An 18,177-nucleotide genomic window follows, 5' to 3' on the forward strand; every position below is an offset into this window, starting at 1 on the left:
GAATGTTTGGCAGTTCTTAGCCGTTATATTAACTTTGCATCAGTTGAAAGAAACTTACACATAAACAAATAAAAATGAATATTAGTGCTTTACAAAAAGCTAGAGCTGCTTATCAGCCTAAGCTTCCTCAAGGTCTGCGCAGCAATGTAGAAATCAAAGAAGGTGCGTCAACCCAGAGTGTTGACAATCAAGAAGAAATTCAGAAACTCTTCCCCAATACTTACGGTATGCCTCTTGTGGAGTTTGTTCCGACAAAGACAAAGAAAGAATACGCTCCGATAAATATCGGAGTTATACTTTCAGGAGGCCAGGCACCTGGTGGACACAATGTAATTTGTGGCCTATTTGATGAATTGAAAAAGCAAAATTCCAATAACAAACTTTATGGATTTTTAATGGGGCCTGGTGGCTTAGTAGACCATAAGTATATTGAAATTACTAGCGAAGTTGTAGAAAAATATCGCAATACAGGTGGTTTTGACATGATTGGCTCTGGCCGTACTAAGTTAGAGACTGAAGATCAATTTGAAAGCGGTCTGAAAATCATCAACGAACTTGGAATTAAAGCAGTTGTTATTATCGGTGGTGATGATTCAAACACAAATGCTTGTATGCTGGCTGAATACTATGCAGCAAAGAACACAGGTGTTTCTGTTATAGGTTGTCCTAAGACTATCGATGGTGACTTAAAGAACGAACAGATTGAAACTAGTTTCGGCTTTGACACAGCTTGCAAGACGTACAGTGAACTGATCGGTAATATTCAACGTGATGCTAACTCAGCTCGCAAATACTGGCACTTCATAAAGTTGATGGGACGCAGTGCAAGTCACATCGCTTTGGAGTGCGCACTTCAGACTCATGCCAATATAACAATTATAAGCGAAGAAGTAGAAGCTAAAAACCAAACTTTAGATGATATTGTATCTTACATTGCTGATATCGTAGCAAAACGTGCTGCTGATGGCAATAACTTTGGCACAGTTCTGATTCCTGAAGGTCTTATCGAATTCGTACCTGCTATCAAGCGACTTATCGCTGAACTCAACGACCTACTCTCTACAGAACAAGCACAAACTGAAACAGCAAGCTTGAACAATGAAGATACTTTTGCTTGGGTTAAGAAAAATATTTCTGCTGAGAATCTCAAAACTCTTGAAGAGCTTCCTGAAGCAGTCGCAATGCAGTTAGCTTTGGAACGCGATCCGCATGGAAATGTTCAAGTATCTCTCATCGAAACAGAAAAGTTATTAAGCGAAATGGTTGGTAAAAAACTTGCAACGTGGAAAGCTGAAAGTAAATATGTTGGTAAGTTTGCAGCACAACACCATTTCTTTGGCTATGAAGGTCGTTGCGCCGCACCCTCCAACTATGATGCAGACTACTGTTATGCATTAGGCACTAGTGCCGCACAGCTTGTCGCTAATGGTAAGACTGGATATATGGCAATTGTCAAGAATACTACGGCTCCAGCTGCAGAATGGATTGCAGGTGGTGTACCCATCACAATGATGATGAACATGGAACGCCGTAATGGTAAGATGAAGCCAGTTATTCGCAAGGCTCTCGTTCGCCTTGATGGTGCACCTTTCAAGACTTTTGCTGAGAATCGTGACGACTGGGCAGTAAATACTCGTTATTTATATCCTGGCCCTATCCAGTATTGGGGGCCTACGGAAGTTTGCGACCCTTGTACTAAGACTTTAGCACTCGAACAGAGTAAATAATATAATAAACATCTAGCTTTAAAGAGACGAGGCTGTCTTAACGAGCCTCGCCTCTTTCTTTTCATTTAATGCCTAAAAAAGCAAAAAATAAGAGGAGTCGTCACACTAAAAAGAAAAGTTGGTGGACAATACTGCAGATTAACAAGAGAGGAAAAAAATTCTTAAGCATTGGTTGCCTAGGAATACTTCTTATATATGGGTATCTCTTCTATAATTTTGCTGTCTCACCTTTCACTCTCAAATGGAAAGCTCTGTACGGTAATATAAATAGTCCTGAAGGTTATTCTATTAGAGGTATAGACATTTCGCATCATCAAGGAAAGATAAATTGGGAAAAGTTAAGCAAAGCAACCGTCAATGACGAAACAGTAGATTTCATATTTATTAAAGCAACTGAAGGAATAAGTCTACTTGATGAGAATTTCAATGATAATTTTTACCAAGCACGTGAATATGGCTTTTTAAGAGGTGCCTATCACTTTTTCTCTCCTGGAATATCTGCTAAGCAGCAAGCTGAATATTTTTTAAAACAAGTACATTTAGAAGAAGGGGATCTCCCACCCGTTTTAGATATAGAAACAGTAGGAAATCTCAGCACAGAAGAGGTCAGAAAAGCTGCCAAAACTTGGCTTGACATTGTTGAAGAGAAATATAAGACAAAACCTATTATCTATACTAACTATAAGTTCAAGGAACAATATCTCAATACGCCTGAGTTCAACAAATATCCTTACTGGATTGCTCATTACTATGTAGAAAAACTCACCTATAAAGGTAGATGGAAATTTTGGCAATATACAGACTTAGGTAGGCTTGATGGCATAAAAGAGAACGTAGATTTTAATATCTATAATGGTTCAATGTATGAACTAAAACAATTCTCTATACAAGGAGATGAAACAATAGAAGAGTAATTCTCATACAAAAAATTTGCATATAAGAATAGAAGTTTTTACTTTTGCCAAAAATAGACTCTGTATGAATAGAAAACTACTCGTAATAATACTCTCTCTTTCTTTCATAATCCCTCAGATGGCACATGCAAACTTTTTCTTTGCAAGTACAATAGAGACATTCATGGAGAATACAGATCCTTCCATAACCCTCAATGGAACAAATCTTAGAGTTTTAAACGGTGCAGGATTAACGATGGAGATTTTCAATATCACAGGAATAAAGGTGACAACCTTTAAAATTGATTCCAACGATAAGACATTTAATCTAAATCTTAACCGAGGCTGCTATATAGTCAAGATAGGTAAGATCAGTAGAAAGATCTCTATTTTGTAAACATAGATTCTTTGTTCTAATTAGAACTCGAGAACCTGCCAAGCAGGTTCTCTTTTTATTTTACTAGTCATTTGGACACCATCATCGAAAGACTTAAGTCACCAGAAACTCGGCAGGCTACTTTTCAAGAAGTTGTTTGCCAATACTCTAGACCTCTCTACCAACACATCCGGCACTATGTACTCTATCATGAAGATGCAGATGATATTCTACAAAACACTTTCATGAAAGCTTGGATAGGATTAGATTCTTTTCGTGGAGATTCAAAAATATCCACATGGCTTTTTCGAATAGCAGTAAATGAATCACTTAGTTTTCTTGCTCGCCAAAGAGAGAACATTTCACTTTCTAGTGGAGGAAATGATATTGTCAACAACTTGATAAGTGATCCCTATTTTGATGGTGACGAAACAGAAGCTCAACTTCAAAAAGCGATTTCGCTCTTACCAGAGAAACAGCGTATTATCTTCAATATGAAATATTTTGAAGAAATGAAATATGAAGAAATGAGTTTCATATTAAATACCAGTGTAGGAGCTCTTAAGGCATCCTATCATATTGCGGTACAGAAAATACAAACATTTTTAAAAAATCTTGAGTAGCAGTATTAAACCATTTTAATCTAAATTTATCATAAACACAAATACAATAATTATGGCTAATATACCTCGACAATATAGAAAAAATCCATTTCTGATTCCAGATCATTACTTTGAAAATTTCAATACTCGAATAGCACAACTTATCGAATGCACGAATCAAGAGCCTTCACAGATTGTTTTCAACAAGATCTCCAAGAAGAAAACATTCTTAAACTACGCAAGCTGTGCTGCAGCTTGTCTCTCTATATTCTTTAGTATTACGCACATTTCTAGTATCAAATTTAGCAGAAATGAACTAACATCAGGAAAAGGCATTACAACTGAATATAATGATTATCGCCTAACAAATGTTGATAAGGCTTATGATTACATGATGTTAAACGATTTGAAAATTTATGATTATGAAAATAATTAGAAACAGTATCGCATTTTTCTCTTCAATACTACTCTCTGCTAGCATATCTATTAGTGCCTACTGTCAAACTCCAAACCATTTTCCTATAGAAGATGCTATTCAAACGAAAGAAGCAGGACACCATAAAGACTTTAACCCAGCAGTTTTCAAGAAAAAGTTTGAGGACTATATCACTAAAGAAGCTGCACTCACTCCACAAGAAGCTCAAATAGTGCTTCCACTTTTCCATCAGATGAAGGCGCAACAGCGCAACATACAAGGAATGATATATCGCGCTTGCAAAAGAGGCAATCTGCCAAATCTCTCTGAAAAAGATGCTGCAATCATACTCAAAGAAGTCATTAGACTTCAAAAACAATCAAATAATTTAGAAATAACTTATTACGAGAGAATATCAAAAGCCATCTGCGAACAAAAAGTACTCCGCATTATGGAAGCTGAACATCGCTTTAGTAAACATATTTTCCGAAAAATGGCTGCACCAAAAGAATAATAAATATATCTATAATCAAAAAGAACTAGCCCCTTAACGTCTATATACGCCAAGAGGCTAGTTCTTTTTAAAAGTTTTGTAAAATCCAAAAACTTACAAATCCCAAAGTAAAAACTAAAAATGAGCGGTAAACGGGGCTCGAACCCGCGACCTTCGGCTTGGGAAGCCAACGCTCTACCAACTGAGCTATTACCGCGTTTTAGCAATGCAAAAGTAACATATTTTTTTGCGATTGCCAAGACCTCACTCTTTTTATTTAGAGTTATGAAGCAAATTAAGAAACTCCTCACGAGTCTTTGCTTGATTAAAAGCACCAGAAAAGGCAGAAGTTACAGTCATACTATTATCTTTCTCCACACCGCGCATTTGCATACACATGTGCTTTGCTTCTATAACCACCATCACACCTAACGGACTCAAAGCTGCCTGAATACACTCCATAATCTGCTGAGTCATACGTTCCTGAACCTGCAAACGGTGAGAATAAATATCTACTACTCGCGCTAATTTGGATAATCCTGTTATATAACCATTTGGTATATAGGCAATGTGAGCCTTCCCATAGAAAGGCAACATGTGGTGCTCACAGAGGCTATAGAAATTGATGTCTTTCACTATAACCATATGCTGGTAAGACTCTTGAAACTTGGCAGAATTGAGCACAGCACCAGCGTCCATTTCATAACCACGAGTTAAAGTCAGTTGTGCTTTAGCTACACGCTCTGGAGTTTTTAATAACCCTTCTCGCTGAGGATTCTCCCCCAAAAGTGTCAAAATCTCTTCATTCAATGCCTTAAGGCGTTCTATCTTTTCTTCTTGTGTCATTATTCTATCTTGCTAGCAATACTGATGATTTCACTATTCGTGCTTCGTAACTTAATCTCTTTCTTCGTATCTGATTGGCATAGCGTTGAGCTTCTTCTCTATCCTTAAAATCTCCCACACGACAAACCCAATGAGGGGAAACAAAATGGACATAAGCAGAAAGTTCAGGAAACTCTTGGCGACAGCGCTGTTGTAACTGTTGAGCTTTCCCTTTATCTGCACGAGAATTTCCTCCAGTATAAACCTGTATTCTAAAACCCTCCGCCTTGTAACGAACACGAGCCATATAACTGACATTCTCTACAGCTTGCTCACGCGATGTTTTCTGTTTCTCAACTTTTAGATGCGCTTCTTGTATCGTACGAGCACGAGATTCAGTTGCTTTCTTTGTATTCTTTCCTTCTGCAGAAGTTGAAACATCGTCTCTTTTTCCAGGTACAGAATCAACTTTCTTTGGAGTGGCTTCAGACTTCTTTTGAGGTGTTTGCTCTTGCTTCACAGGGTGTGTCCTGATTACAGGAATAGAAGTAGACTTATTATTTACGATTCTCTCCAAAATAGAATCTTGCACAACGACAATCTTACCATGTCCAGAACGTTGCTGTTTAAGGTGCTCTGTAAAAGTTTGCCCATTCACAGAGAAAGGAAGAAGCAAGATTATAAAAAACAGGTAGGTTTTTAGCATAAAAGTCATTTATTGAGAGAATGTAGACAAGTGTGTCTCTAGATGAAAAACAACACTTGCCTACCCTTTTATTTTTTCTCTTAACAAGAAATGTTCTTGCCCTCTAAGGTTCAAACAGATTTATTTCCAAGCATCGATGATACCTTTGAAGTCGTCTGCTTGGAGGGCAGCGCCACCAATGAGGCCACCGTCAACATCTGGCTTAGAGAAGAGTTCCTTAGCATTGCTGGGCTTGCAACTTCCACCATAAAGAATAGAAACATTCTCTGCTGCTTCAGCACCAAACTTTTCAGCGATAGTCTGACGGATAAATGCGTGCATTTCCTCTGCTTGCTCAGAAGTAGCCGTTTTGCCAGTACCAATAGCCCAAACGGGTTCGTATGCAAGAATAATGTGAGAGAACTGTTCCACAGTCAAATTAAATAATGAACCTTCTAACTGAGCCTTAACAACATCATTCTGGCGGTTAGCTTCACGATCTTCTAGAACCTCACCGATGCAAAAAATCACTTCTAGACCATTTGCCAAGGCAAGATTTACTTTTTCACGAAGTATTTCAGGAGTCTCAGCATAATAAGCACGACGCTCACTGTGACCAAGTATTACATATTGAGCGCCAGTACTCTTCACCATTTCGGCAGAAACTTCACCGGTATAAGCTCCCTTTTCTTTATCAGCGCAATTTTCAGCACCAAGACCAATTAGTTCAGGATTTAGGATACTAGCAACAGAAGCCAAATGGATAAATGGCGTGCAGATGACAACATCACATTTTGGAGCGTCAGCTGTAAGTTTCTCATTAAGTTCCTTTGCCAGAGCAATACCTTCTTGCAGGTTCTTATTCATTTTCCAGTTGCCTGCTACAATTTTCTTTCGCATAATTGTTAGTTTTAATTTTTTTTTGAAAATATAATGTTTATAGAATTTACTTCCAATCCATATACGATCAGCAAGGATAGCTAATAATACAGGAATGAGCCACCAGAGTAATAAAACTAACCCACTCTTAGTGGGGTTCCCGCTCTTCACAATCTCAGAAATTTGAGTTTGTTCATCAACACTTGGAAGATCATTTTGACTCCATTTTCCTATTATGACTCCATTCTTTAGCAAGAGCAAACCAGGATTGGAACGCACCATTGCTTTCAGCTGTGAAGGTTCTCCAAAAAACATCGGATATGCAGCACCCGAGCGATCAATCCAATCAGAAAAACTACCTGAAGCCTGGGAGGCCACACCTATCAATTTATAATGCTTGTCAACACAATAATCATACAAGTCATTGATTCGATCATTATTTCCATCATCAGCCTCTTTCTCCTCTGGTAAAGTAAGAAGAAAAGTAAAGGAAGTATCTGAAAGTAGCTCGTATGTCACATCTTCTCCCTTGGCTGTATATATATATATATTGGCCAATTCCATTGCTGCTTGATCTGGCACATTCCCTTCATAAGCCGACTTGATGTTTGTCCCAACATTGTATGGCGTGAAACTTATCACGGGTAAGTGGCGAAAAGAATAGACAGTAACACTCACCACATAGACCAAAGAACATACTGCTGTAATCCATTGATTCCTTTCTGAAATCAATCTAAGAATATATTGAGGACGCGCAGACAAGAATACAGAAGCAGCTAGCAACACCACATTCTTCAACAAAGTCTCCGAGTTAGAAAGCTTCAAGGCTGAACCAAAGCAACCACAATCTGGGACAGGATTGTACAGAAAAACATATAGTGTTATGCCTGTCATAACAAGCATAAAAATAGCAATAAAAATAGTTGTAAGTTTACGACGTATCCCCAACAACAAATTCACGCCCAACAGCAATTCAATTGCAGCCATTGCTCCTACAAACATCTGAAGCCAGATATTATTATCTGCAATGTGAAAGCCCCAATGCTGAAAATAGGCATTCAACTTTATGACCATGCCAACAGGATCAACTGCTTTGACAAAGCCAGAAAATATAAATACAACCGACAAGAGCAACACACTTATTCTTGTCAGCCAAAAGAGCAATATGTTGAGAGGCTTACTCAAGTGTTAATTTGATTAGTGCAAAAACTGCATAATTCATCATATCTCGATAATTAGCGGCGATCCCTTCAGATACCAACGTTTTTCCCTGCAAGTCTTCAATTTGTTTTGTTCTAGAAATCTTCATCAGAATCAAATCTGTATATGAACTTACACGCATAGCACGCCACACTTCATCATAGTCGTGATTTTTCTTTAGCATAAGCTCCATTGCGCTCGCGGTCATTCTATCGTAAAGGGCTAATGCCTCTTCAGTGGAAATATCATTTCCTGAAGATGCGCCTTTTTCTAATTGAATAAGTCCCATAGCAGCATAATTTACGATACCAATGAATTCCGGGACGATTCCTTCATCAACCAAAGCCTCCCCCTTTGTCTCCAAAGTGCGGATGCGATTGGCCTTGATATATATTTGATCTGTCAGTGACATTGGACGTAAAATTCGCCAAGCCACTCCATAGTCGTGCATCTTCTTTATAAATAAGTCACGACATATTGTTAAGACCTTTTGAAACTCCTCTTCTGTAGTCATAAAACATCAAGTATAAAACTAGAAATTTTCAATACTGCAAAGATAGTACTTTGCAAGCATAACAGCAAACTGCATCCACTTCAAAGCTTTGTAATCTCTAGGAGAGAGGTTCTCGCACTTGGATATTTTTGTTTCTGCAAACTGATACTATTTATCCCAAAGACGTATTTAAAGGTAGCTATAGAAAAACTAAAAATACAATAAGGATGTCAACGAATATCCTTATTGTATCCATCACCGCAATAAGGATATTATAAAATACAATAAAGATATTTTATAGCGTCTTATTCAACGATTTTACAAAATATTACAAACTATCTCCATCACACCCTCACAGAAAAAAATAAAAAAGAAAGACAACTACAATTCTGTGAAAGAATCGTAGTTGCCTACTTACTTTAAAAGAAGAGAAGCTCAACAGATCAGTCTCTTCCTATAGGTTTAGAACTTCCATCCTATAGTGAGCATTAAGCGATTTTGAATATTCTTTAACTTCTGACCTTGAACACTATGATCTGCGACAATCTGCACATCAGACGTGTATTCCTTTGTATCATGGAATGGATACACGGTCGTACTGCGTTGCTGATATTGATAAGCCAGATCTGCATAAAAACTCTTATTATGATATCCAAGTCCCAAAGTAAAGCGATTTGTGCCGCCTATATTTACATAGTCTGTACCCGTAGCATTGAACAAGGACTTGCTATCTTTATACGAAGTACCGGCATTTGGATAAAGATTCAAGAATGCTCCATCTTTGAAAGGACTGCTGACATAGTTATAACCTGCGCGAGCTGAAAAATTTGCATCTAAACGCATTTCTACACCTAAGCGCAACGTGTGTTGTCCACGTAGCCATGTATCAATCTGGTTATCGATGGCTGCATCACGATAACTACTGCTCCAAGAACCTCCGTAAATATCTGGAGTATAACTGGCAAAGCGAACACTTGCGGCAGGCAAATGCTTATATTCGTATTCTGCATCCAAAGCTAAACGATTGGCTACAGTTGTTGCCACATTCACATTCAACTTCCAAGGGGTGCGAATATTATAATCAAAGTCTCCAGTACGGTATCCTGCTTGTGTCTCTTTCTCCGTGCTACCGGGTGCAACAAATGGAGAATTCATCCACAGGATATTGTTCCCTGTTAAACTGTACCATGTAGGAGTAGAGAATGCTAAACCTATGCGGAACGGAGATTTCTTTATGGGGCGGAGAATAACGCCCAGCTTCAAATCAAAACCATTACCATTGATTGCCTCATCATTGGTCATGAAATAATCATGCATCTTACCCGTCCCGTCAGCGATACCTTCTTTGTAGAAAAGATGACTATTCCAATCTACATCATACACGCCCATAGTTAGACCTGCATATAGGCTATTATTGAAATTAAAGCTTAGATTGAAATCAAACTCATGAATACCGCCATGTTGCTCACGACGGTAATTATATGCATTAGCGCTTGTTGGGTTCCAAGACTCTACAGCTGTCGTTGAACCTGTCTTGAAAGTAGGCTCCAACATATAGGAATTATAAGCTGCATCCGTCAATGGCATTTTAAAAGAAAGAGAACCGTTGGAGTTTTGTGTATAATAATCTCCACCATACATATATCCGAGATTTGCAGCACTAATAGCCTGTGAAGCACCATTTGTAGAAACGTTCTCAATTCCAATATAATTTTTTAGATTCTTGCTCTTACGATAGTTAAAGCCAAAGTTCATAAACTTCAAACTATTGCCTCGAGTTGGAGTGGACCAAACAAAACCTATTTGGTCGAAACTTGCCCGGTTTCTACCTATATCATTGAAACGCTTCGCACCTTTTTCCATCAAGAAACTTCCTGTCATAGAAAAGTCGCTTCGACGATAGAGACCTATACCTGCTGGGTTCATACTCATAGTAGAAATGTCTGCCCCCAAAGCATTCATAGCACCCCCCATACCAACATAACGTGCCGTCCCATTGAGGTCCTCACTAGAGAAGCTTTCAACCTTATAGATATCCTGTGCGCTCAGCGGAAGCGCAAAAACTAGCGCTCCTAAAAGCAAATATGTCCTTTTCATCATTAAGAATCTTTTTTTAGTAAACTAAGCAATATTTTGTCTAAACTCATTAGCGACCAAAAGTACGGCCTCCGCCACTACCTCCTACGCTGCCTCCACCGCCTGTAGAGAAACCACCAGTGCTATTTCCAAAACTACGACCGCCACCAAAGGAGCCACCAGCTGGTTGTCCGAAACTTCGATTGGGAAACGTTTCCATACGTGGTACAGACTGACGCTGTGGTTGCTGCTGACTTTCGAAAGAACGGTTTCCAAAGGAGCGATTATTCGAAGAAGCATTAGGACGATTTCCAAAACTACGATTGTTGCTCATTGTAGTTCCCTCGAAACCTGTCCGACGGCCAGCAAAACCGCCACGTGACCCACTCACAGAAGCAGATGTATTACGGGCATCAAAATCTCGACGGCCTCCCCAGCCTCCGCGATTTGTGTCGCGCCAACCTCGTGGACCATAATTCCAAGTGTAGTAGTTCCAATAAGGATTGCCCCATCCCCAGTAGGAATTACTCCAACTCCAATACGGGTTATAAGGATTATAGTAACCACCCCAAGTCCAAGAATACCACGGATCATACCAACCATAACGATCGCTCCATCCCCATCGCGAATTCCAATACCAAGAAGAAGATAGCCAAGGATCGTATAAATAGGTATCATAGAAATCCCAATAGTAAGGACTTGCTACTACCACCATACGTGGTGAATGGAAACGAACAATACGTGCTGTACACTCACCATCTGGACTGTAATCTTCATTATCATAATAAGCTGAACTAGAAGATTTAGTTTTTGAATCGCGACGATTATATTCGTCCACACTACGCTTACTACTACGGCCTTCATACCAAGTAGAATTATTGTCGTTCTCTATTCTTTGATAAGAAGAGTTTGACACATTCTCTTTTGTCTCTTGCCCGTTAGGAACAAAGTAGACATCGTCTTGCGCATAGCCGCCCATAACGCCCATGCAGACAAATGACAAAAATAAAAACGACTTCTTCATAATTTTGTTATAATTTATTCTTTTCTTATTTTAAAGGAGACGTAAGAGGCGCATAAAAGTTACACTCCGTCTTGTTAAATTATCTTTTATTCACAATTTCTTTATTAAATCCTCCAAATCTATACAAACTGAAATTTCAAGAAAACTTTAATTGTAAGAATCTTCAACAAATGATACACCTTTTAATACACACGAATTTCATCTCCCACCCTTGCTTGATAAGAATAAGGAAAATTATTCATTTTATAGAGATACTTAAGCTGAATACCATAACGTTGAGCTATTGAATAAAGACTTTCACCAACTTGCACTTTGTGCTGACGATCTTTGTATACGCTTGCGGCACGTTTACCTTTTTTATCGAGAAAAATTATATCGCCAGCTTTCAATACATAGTGTTCTGGCAATTCATTAAACTTTTTAAGGCGATGCTCTGATACACCAGTTTGACGAGATATGATTTCTAGTTTGTCACCAGCATTGGCCACAACATAACGAAGTCCATTACATTGACGGACAACCATCTGTATTGAATTCGCACTTACTGCTGTTTGGGATATACGAGGAAATTCGTTTGCAACTACCACGAATGGCTTGGAAAAGGATATACGATCATATTGCGTTAAATCGTATAAATCAATCAAACTTATCAACTTGTCTGCATACTTTGGGTTTGTAGCATATCCTGCAGCCTTCAAGCCTCTTGCCCAACCTTGATAATCAAGTTTATCAAGCTGAAAAAGAGACGCATATCTACTCCGTGTTGTTAAAAACAAAGAATGATCCTCGTAACTCTGTTGAGGATTCTCATATTTCCTAAAACGTTCCCCTCTTTTGTCATCATCTTTAAAGACAAACGCTCCGTCCCAAGTTCCACCTGTCTTGATACCAAAATGATTGTTAGCAGTTATAGCGAGGAAACTTGTCCCGGCCCCACTTTCCAATAAACCTTGGGCAAGAGTTATACTAGCAGGAATACCATAACGCCGCATCTGCTCAATAGCCATTCCCTTATAGGTGTTGATGTACTGCTTATAAGCCTCATTTTGCGCTTTCGCGTAACAAGAACCTAGGCATAGCAATAATAAGAGTATAATCTTTCTCATAGATGCAAAATTACAAGATGCAGTATACAAAACAAATTTTTCTATTGATTATTTCTTTATTCCTTTACTCTTCCATTCTTTTTTTATATAAATTAAAAATTTTATCAAGTTTTTATCTCATAAAAACTAAGGGAGTCTGTTAAATCAAAATATATTCACACAGAAGTCCTAAAAGTTTTATACTCTTCAACTAATAAACTAAAAGATACGAACAAAAGAATATAATTCATTTTTAGTGGTAAATAAAGAAAAAGCGCTACTTTTGCACAGAAACAACTTTAATGAGCAAAAATAGTTTTAATTCTACAAAACAATTATGATTGAATATCAAGACTTTGTTGGGCTTATTGAGAAAAGCATTAAAGAAAACTGGGATCGAAATGCTTTCACCGACTACCAGGGCAGCACATTACAATTTCACGATGTTGCAAGAAAGATTGAGAAACTCCACATACTCTTTGAAAATGCAGGTATTAAGCCTGGTGACAACATAGCTCTATGTGGGCGTAATAGTTCGGCGTGGGCAAGTGCTTTTTTAGCAATCCTAACATACGGAGCAGTTGCAGTCCCCATCCTTCACGAATTTAAGGCACCTCAGGTTCACGACATTGTTAATCACTCTGATGCCAAATTACTTTTTGTTGGCGATCAAGTATGGCCTACGATAAAGGCTGACGAGATGCCTAAACTAGAAGGAATCATCAACATCCCAGACTATAGTCTTCTAATAAGTCGCAGCGAATCACTAACAGAAGCACGTGAAACGCTCAATAAGAAGTTTGGTGAAAAATACCCCAAATACTTCCGTGCAGAACACGTCAAATATAAGGCTGCAGATGATCCCAATCGTCTTGCTATATTGAATTATACCAGTGGAACTACTAGCAATTCAAAGGGGGTATTAATCCCATATCGTGCACTCTGGTCTAATATGGACTTTGCAGAAAAAGCATTAGGACACATCATTAAGCCAGGATCAAAAATCATTAGTATCCTACCTATGGCACACATGTACGGTATGTCCTTTGAGTTTCTATATGAAGTTTTGAGTGGTACACATATATATTTCCTTACACGCCTACCATCCCCAAAAATCATATTCCAGGCCTTTGCAGAAGTAAAGCCAGATTTAATCATAAGTGTTCCGCTGATTATCGAAAAGATTATTCGCAAAGCAGTACTTCCACAACTGCAAACCCCCAGCATGAAACTATTGCTCCGCTTGCCGGTTATTAGCGATAAGATTTGTCAAAGAATCCGCGAAAAACTATATAATGCATTCGGTGGAAACTTCTATGAAATCATCATTGGTGGAGCTGCCTTTAACAGCGAAATAGAACAATTACTTCACAAGATAGGTTTTAACTACACTGTGGGATATGGTGCAACAGAATGTGCTCCTATTATTTCATATGCAGATTGGAAAGAATTACCGCTAGGTTCTTGCGGCCGTATTGTCCCGCATATGGAAGTAAAAATAGACAGCCCTGATCCTGAAAATATTGTTGGAGAAATCATGGTACGCGGTGCTAACGTAATGCTCGGATATTATAAGAATCCAGAAGCTACAGCAGCAGTCATCGACAGTGATGGCTGGTTTCATACAGGGGATTTAGGTATACTTGATGCAGATGGCTTTCTATACATCCGCGGGCGCTCTAAAAACATGCTACTTGGCTCCAGCGGACAGAATATCTATCCCGAAGAGATTGAGGACAAACTAAATACACTACCTTATGTGAGCGAATCCATCGTAATTCAAAAAGGAGAGAAACTCTATGGTCTAGTTTATCCAGATTTCGAAGAAGCACAAAAAGATGGTTTGGATGATGAGATGCTTGCAGCACAAATGGAGCAAAATAGAAAAGAACTAAACTCTATAGTAAATAATTACGAACAACTTTCTGGCATCAAAATATTCCAAGAAGAATTTGAGAAAACGCCCAAGCGTAGTATCAAACGCTTCCTCTATGCTGATGCAGAGATTTAAAAACCTCTTTCGAAAAACAAATACCTGTAATTTATAAAGTTATTATCCCTGTTTTCTTTCTGAAGACGGGGATTTTTCTTTAACTTCGCAACAAAATTTCGTTTCATGAATGATATTCAAAAAGATCTTGATCAACTAGCACAAAACGATAGCATGATTCTTCGCTCTGAGAACTTGGTGAAGAAGTATGGTAAACGAACGGTCGTTAATGGCGTCTCTTTTGAAGTACACCAAGGCGAAATTGTTGGTCTTCTTGGCCCAAACGGAGCAGGTAAAACCACATCTTTCTACATGACTACAGGGTTAGTTGTTCCAAACGCTGGACACATTTACCTAAATGATCATGATATCACGACATATCCAGTCTACAAACGAGCACGTTATGGTATTGGTTATTTAGCTCAAGAAGCTAGCGTATTTCGCACCATGAGTGTTGAAGATAATATCATGTCCGTCTTAGAAATGACTGGTAAACCTCTAGAATACAGAAAAGAAAGATTGGAAAGTCTTATTTCTGAATTTCGCCTCCAAAAGGTTCGAAATAATAATGGCAATCAATTATCGGGAGGTGAACGACGAAGAACAGAGATTGCGCGCTGCCTAGCCATTGACCCTAAATTTATCATGCTTGATGAACCTTTTGCAGGCGTCGACCCAATTGCCGTTGAAGATATTCAATATATAGTTTGGAAACTGAAAGATAAACATATCGGAATTCTTATTACAGATCATAACGTAGAAGAAACTCTCTGCATCACAGATAGAGCTTATTTGCTATTCGAGGGGCGTATTCTCTTCCATGGCACTCCAGAAGAATTAGCGGATAATCAAACAGTACGCGATAAATACCTTACCAATTCATTCAAATTACGAAAAAAAGACTTCCAACTGATGGAAGAACAACGAGAACAAAAGATATGAAACACTTTTTTGCAACTCTTTTACTTGCTACTCCCCTTTCATCCTTTGCAGACACCATTGCAGTGAAGCAGGCTGAAATAGTTGGACCAGTAACATTTTCCTCTCCTTATATTATATCGGAAAAGAACCAAAAAGGTCAGACATTCAACCAACAAGAATTCTTCAACAACAATATTTCTCTCTTGCAAGAGAAATCTATGAGCACAATCGATAGAGGTGCTGCACTGACTGCTGAAGCTCCAACAATGCGTGTTCTGCGCTTTAAGTTGAGAACAGATCGATTTATTTCAGCAAGACTAAACATCAGAAGTTTAGCATACTATACAACTTACGTTAATGGCCAAGAAGCAAATAGTTCTCTACGCTTGAAGCCAGGAGATACAACTATTGAATTATTGTGTCTCACCAATAAGACGGATAAAGACTCTTTCTTTGTACAAATTGAAGGCAGAGATCTCACCGGATTACAAATAAATGCTCCAGGGAAACATCTGTGGAGTCAAGAAGACATGCTCTTTGGGCCACACTACTGGGGAGTCTCTGTTTCTCCTAATGGACGTTATATCTCCTACTCTATCTACAATACACGCAAAGATGGTAGTGCAGCCTATAAGACTTATATAAAAGAAGCTAAAACGCACAAAATTATTCGGCAATACAATGATTTTGTTGCAACACAGTGGATTCCAACCACAGATAAACTTTATACTACCAGAAAAGATGAAAAAGGGAATACGAATCTGTTTAGCATAAATTTAGAAACTTCTGAAGAAACACTTATTGCCGCTAATATTCCAGAAGGTGACTTCACCTTGAGTCCAACAATGGACTATCTCATCTATGATAAGGAGCAAAAAGGTAGTACTGATTTAGAAGGAACAAAACGCATAATAGATCCAGATGATCGCATACCAGGTTGGCGCGATCGATCAGATCTATTTATGTACAATCTAAAGACAAAACAAATGCAACGTCTTACATTTGGTGATCGTAGTATTCATCTGTACGATATTTCATCGGATGGTAAAAAAATTCTCTTTGCATGGAATAAAATGACGCCTAGTAAGACACCTTTTGATGCAATAACAATCTTGGAGATGGATGCTCACACACTAAAGGTAGACACCCTTCTCTGTGAACAACCTTTTATTTCATCTGCAAGTTATTCGCCTGATGGACAGCAACTGCTTGTCAAAGCATCTCCTTGGTCGTTTAATAAAATAGGATGCGAAGTCAAAACTAATCAAATTCCAAATTCATTTGACTATCGTCTTTATCTTTACGATATTGCAAGTAAAAAAGTTACTCCCCTATTAAGAAATTTCAAACCAAATGTAAAGAACTACGAATGGTTGAAGGGAGACGGAAAAATCTATTTTAATGCTGAAGATGGATTCAATATTTCACTTTTTAGTCTTAATCCAAAAACACTAAAAGTAGAACGGCTGAATCTTCCCATTACAAACATTCAACAATATTCTATAGCAGAGAATAGTAGTAAACCTTTGCTACTTGTCACAGGGCAAAGTGGAGAGATTGCACGCCAAATGTTCCTTGGAGTCGCAGGGCAAAAGATGAATAAATTTGGAGAGATCAACTTTGAAAAAGAGATGAACGATGTAGCACTGCCTAAGTGCATCGATTGGAACTTTAAAGCTTCGCGTGGGGATACTATTCATAATTTCTACTATCTTCCTGCGAATTTTGATACCTCAAAGAAGTATCCAATGATTGTTTACTATTATGGAGGTTGCTCTCCAACTAGCAAGAATCTAGAAGGCTTTTGGCCCCTTTCTGCTCTAACAAGCCAAGGTTATATCGTACTCATTCTTGAGCCAAGCGGTGCCACAGGATTTGGTCAAGAATTTGCAGCTCGCCACGTAAATACCTGGGGAGATGAGAGTAGTGATGATATTATTGAAGGTGTTAAAAGGTTCTGTTCTGAGCATTCATTCATTAACTCAAAGAAAATCGGATGTATGGGAGCTTCTTATGGAGGATTTATGACGCAATACTTACAAACTAAAACAAATCTATTTGCAGCCGCCATTAGTCATGCTGGTATCAGCGATATAACGGCATATTGGGGAGGTGGATATTGGGGGTATACCTATGGAGAAACAGCTGAATATGGAAATTTCCCATGGTCTAATCCTGACCTATTCGTAAAGCACAGCCCTCTCTACAATGCAGACAAGATTCATACTCCATTATTATTATTACACGGAACGGACGATACTAATGTCCCTACTAATCAAAGTCAAGCATTATATACTGCTCTACGAATATTAAATCGTCCAACAGCCTATATAACATTTGATGGAGAGAATCATGTAATCAGTAAGTTCAAGAATAGAATGGCTTGGCAGGAAATTATCAACGCATGGTTCGCTATGTGGTTGAAAGATGAACCGCAATGGTGGAATTCTCTCTATCCTGGAGATTGTTTTGATAAAAATTAAAAAATCAAAA

General features: G+C 38.4%; 16 protein-coding genes and 1 tRNA gene. 9 read left to right on the forward strand and 8 right to left on the reverse strand.

All coding sequences use genetic code 11. The annotated features are described in order from the left end of the window. Positions 1–74 precede the first annotated feature (74 nt). The 6 genes from ACO4R2_RS07460 (at position 75) to ACO4R2_RS07485 (ending at position 4,527) form a co-directional block, all read left to right on the forward strand. Positions 75–1,727 (forward strand): diphosphate--fructose-6-phosphate 1-phosphotransferase, encoded by a 1,653-nt coding sequence (locus tag ACO4R2_RS07460; protein WP_484769757.1) that lies wholly within the window; start codon positions 75–77, stop codon positions 1,725–1,727. Between the two features lie 68 nt (positions 1,728–1,795). Then, positions 1,796–2,641 carry a glycoside hydrolase family 25 protein gene (locus ACO4R2_RS07465; RefSeq protein WP_484769758.1) on the forward strand — a complete coding sequence of 282 codons (846 nt, stop codon included), beginning with the start codon at positions 1,796–1,798 and terminating at the stop codon, positions 2,639–2,641. A 64-nt stretch (positions 2,642–2,705) separates the two neighbouring features. Continuing rightward, entirely contained in the window at positions 2,706–3,017 is a 312-nt protein-coding gene (locus ACO4R2_RS07470) for a T9SS type A sorting domain-containing protein (protein WP_484769759.1), read from the forward strand. Between the two features lie 71 nt (positions 3,018–3,088). Further along, positions 3,089–3,619 (forward strand): RNA polymerase sigma factor, encoded by a 531-nt coding sequence (locus tag ACO4R2_RS07475; RefSeq protein ID WP_311491123.1) that lies wholly within the window; start codon positions 3,089–3,091, stop codon positions 3,617–3,619. 52 nt (positions 3,620–3,671) lie between these two features. Beyond that, on the forward strand, positions 3,672–4,034 hold the full coding sequence (locus tag ACO4R2_RS07480) for a hypothetical protein (protein ID WP_484769760.1): 363 nt from the start codon (positions 3,672–3,674) through the stop codon (positions 4,032–4,034). Then, on the forward strand, positions 4,021–4,527 hold the full coding sequence (locus ACO4R2_RS07485; protein WP_484769761.1) for a hypothetical protein: 507 nt from the start codon (positions 4,021–4,023) through the stop codon (positions 4,525–4,527). The genes ACO4R2_RS07480 and ACO4R2_RS07485 overlap by 14 nt, the downstream gene beginning before the upstream one ends. Positions 4,528–4,650: 123 nt before the next feature. Here the strand turns inward: ACO4R2_RS07485 and ACO4R2_RS07490 are convergent. The 8 genes from ACO4R2_RS07490 to ACO4R2_RS07525 form a co-directional block, all read right to left on the reverse strand. Further along, positions 4,651–4,723: transfer RNA gene (locus ACO4R2_RS07490), tRNA-Gly, on the reverse strand. Between the two features lie 56 nt (positions 4,724–4,779). Beyond that, on the reverse strand, positions 4,780–5,352 hold the full coding sequence (gene folE, locus ACO4R2_RS07495; protein ID WP_484769762.1) for a GTP cyclohydrolase I FolE: 573 nt from the start codon (positions 5,350–5,352) through the stop codon (positions 4,780–4,782). Between the two features lie 4 nt (positions 5,353–5,356). Beyond that, positions 5,357–6,037: an SPOR domain-containing protein gene (locus ACO4R2_RS07500; protein WP_484769763.1), complete on the reverse strand. Its 681-nt coding sequence runs from the start codon at positions 6,035–6,037 to the stop codon at positions 5,357–5,359. Between the two features lie 120 nt (positions 6,038–6,157). Continuing rightward, positions 6,158–8,080 (reverse strand): triose-phosphate isomerase, encoded by a 1,923-nt coding sequence (tpiA, locus tag ACO4R2_RS07505; RefSeq protein ID WP_484769764.1) that lies wholly within the window; start codon positions 8,078–8,080, stop codon positions 6,158–6,160. Further along, positions 8,073–8,609 (reverse strand): DUF1599 domain-containing protein, encoded by a 537-nt coding sequence (locus tag ACO4R2_RS07510; protein WP_311490496.1) that lies wholly within the window; start codon positions 8,607–8,609, stop codon positions 8,073–8,075. The genes tpiA and ACO4R2_RS07510 overlap by 8 nt, the downstream gene beginning before the upstream one ends. Before the next feature lie 441 nt (positions 8,610–9,050). Beyond that, entirely contained in the window at positions 9,051–10,688 is a 1,638-nt protein-coding gene (locus tag ACO4R2_RS07515) for an OmpP1/FadL family transporter (RefSeq protein ID WP_484769765.1), read from the reverse strand. A gap of 46 nt (positions 10,689–10,734) precedes the next feature. Then, complete coding sequence (locus ACO4R2_RS07520; RefSeq protein ID WP_484769766.1) at positions 10,735–11,688, reverse strand: hypothetical protein; 954 nt, start codon at positions 11,686–11,688, stop codon at positions 10,735–10,737. 182 nt (positions 11,689–11,870) lie between these two features. Continuing rightward, the gene (locus ACO4R2_RS07525) at positions 11,871–12,794 is read right to left on the reverse strand and encodes a glucosaminidase domain-containing protein (protein WP_484769767.1); all 924 of its coding nucleotides are present in this window, start codon (positions 12,792–12,794) and stop codon (positions 11,871–11,873) included. Between the two features lie 316 nt (positions 12,795–13,110). Between ACO4R2_RS07525 and ACO4R2_RS07530 the strand changes: the two genes are divergently transcribed. The 3 genes from ACO4R2_RS07530 (at position 13,111) to ACO4R2_RS07540 (ending at position 18,167) form a co-directional block, all read left to right on the forward strand. Further along, positions 13,111–14,784 carry an AMP-binding protein gene (locus ACO4R2_RS07530; protein WP_311490489.1) on the forward strand — a complete coding sequence of 558 codons (1,674 nt, stop codon included), beginning with the start codon at positions 13,111–13,113 and terminating at the stop codon, positions 14,782–14,784. A 105-nt stretch (positions 14,785–14,889) separates the two neighbouring features. Further along, positions 14,890–15,705 (forward strand): LPS export ABC transporter ATP-binding protein, encoded by an 816-nt coding sequence (lptB, locus tag ACO4R2_RS07535; RefSeq protein WP_311490487.1) that lies wholly within the window; start codon positions 14,890–14,892, stop codon positions 15,703–15,705. Beyond that, a complete protein-coding gene (locus ACO4R2_RS07540) occupies positions 15,702–18,167 on the forward strand; it encodes an alpha/beta hydrolase family protein (protein ID WP_484769768.1) in 2,466 nt (821 codons plus the stop codon). The genes lptB and ACO4R2_RS07540 overlap by 4 nt, the downstream gene beginning before the upstream one ends. Positions 18,168–18,177 lie beyond the last annotated feature (10 nt).

It is taken from the genome of Alloprevotella sp. (genome assembly GCF_057240785.1).

What these genes read in the sequence shown, in the direction of transcription:
- ACO4R2_RS07485 (WP_484769761.1), top strand. Translation starts at nt 4,021, where the DNA reads ATGAAAATAATTAGAAACAGTATCGCATTTTTCTCTTCAATACTACTC.
- ACO4R2_RS07460 (WP_484769757.1), top strand. Translation starts at nt 75, where the DNA reads ATGAATATTAGTGCTTTACAAAAAGCTAGAGCTGCTTATCAGCCTAAG.
- ACO4R2_RS07525 (WP_484769767.1), bottom strand. Translation starts at nt 12,794, where the DNA reads ATGAGAAAGATTATACTCTTATTATTGCTATGCCTAGGTTCTTGTTAC.
- ACO4R2_RS07540 (WP_484769768.1), top strand. Translation starts at nt 15,702, where the DNA reads ATGAAACACTTTTTTGCAACTCTTTTACTTGCTACTCCCCTTTCATCC.
- ACO4R2_RS07470 (WP_484769759.1), top strand. Translation starts at nt 2,706, where the DNA reads ATGAATAGAAAACTACTCGTAATAATACTCTCTCTTTCTTTCATAATC.
- ACO4R2_RS07530 (WP_311490489.1), top strand. Translation starts at nt 13,111, where the DNA reads ATGATTGAATATCAAGACTTTGTTGGGCTTATTGAGAAAAGCATTAAA.
- ACO4R2_RS07510 (WP_311490496.1), bottom strand. Translation starts at nt 8,609, where the DNA reads ATGACTACAGAAGAGGAGTTTCAAAAGGTCTTAACAATATGTCGTGAC.
- lptB (WP_311490487.1), top strand. Translation starts at nt 14,890, where the DNA reads ATGAATGATATTCAAAAAGATCTTGATCAACTAGCACAAAACGATAGC.
- ACO4R2_RS07515 (WP_484769765.1), bottom strand. Translation starts at nt 10,688, where the DNA reads ATGATGAAAAGGACATATTTGCTTTTAGGAGCGCTAGTTTTTGCGCTT.
- ACO4R2_RS07520 (WP_484769766.1), bottom strand. Translation starts at nt 11,688, where the DNA reads ATGAAGAAGTCGTTTTTATTTTTGTCATTTGTCTGCATGGGCGTTATG.
- ACO4R2_RS07480 (WP_484769760.1), top strand. Translation starts at nt 3,672, where the DNA reads ATGGCTAATATACCTCGACAATATAGAAAAAATCCATTTCTGATTCCA.
- ACO4R2_RS07465 (WP_484769758.1), top strand. Translation starts at nt 1,796, where the DNA reads ATGCCTAAAAAAGCAAAAAATAAGAGGAGTCGTCACACTAAAAAGAAA.
- ACO4R2_RS07500 (WP_484769763.1), bottom strand. Translation starts at nt 6,037, where the DNA reads ATGCTAAAAACCTACCTGTTTTTTATAATCTTGCTTCTTCCTTTCTCT.
- folE (WP_484769762.1), bottom strand. Translation starts at nt 5,352, where the DNA reads ATGACACAAGAAGAAAAGATAGAACGCCTTAAGGCATTGAATGAAGAG.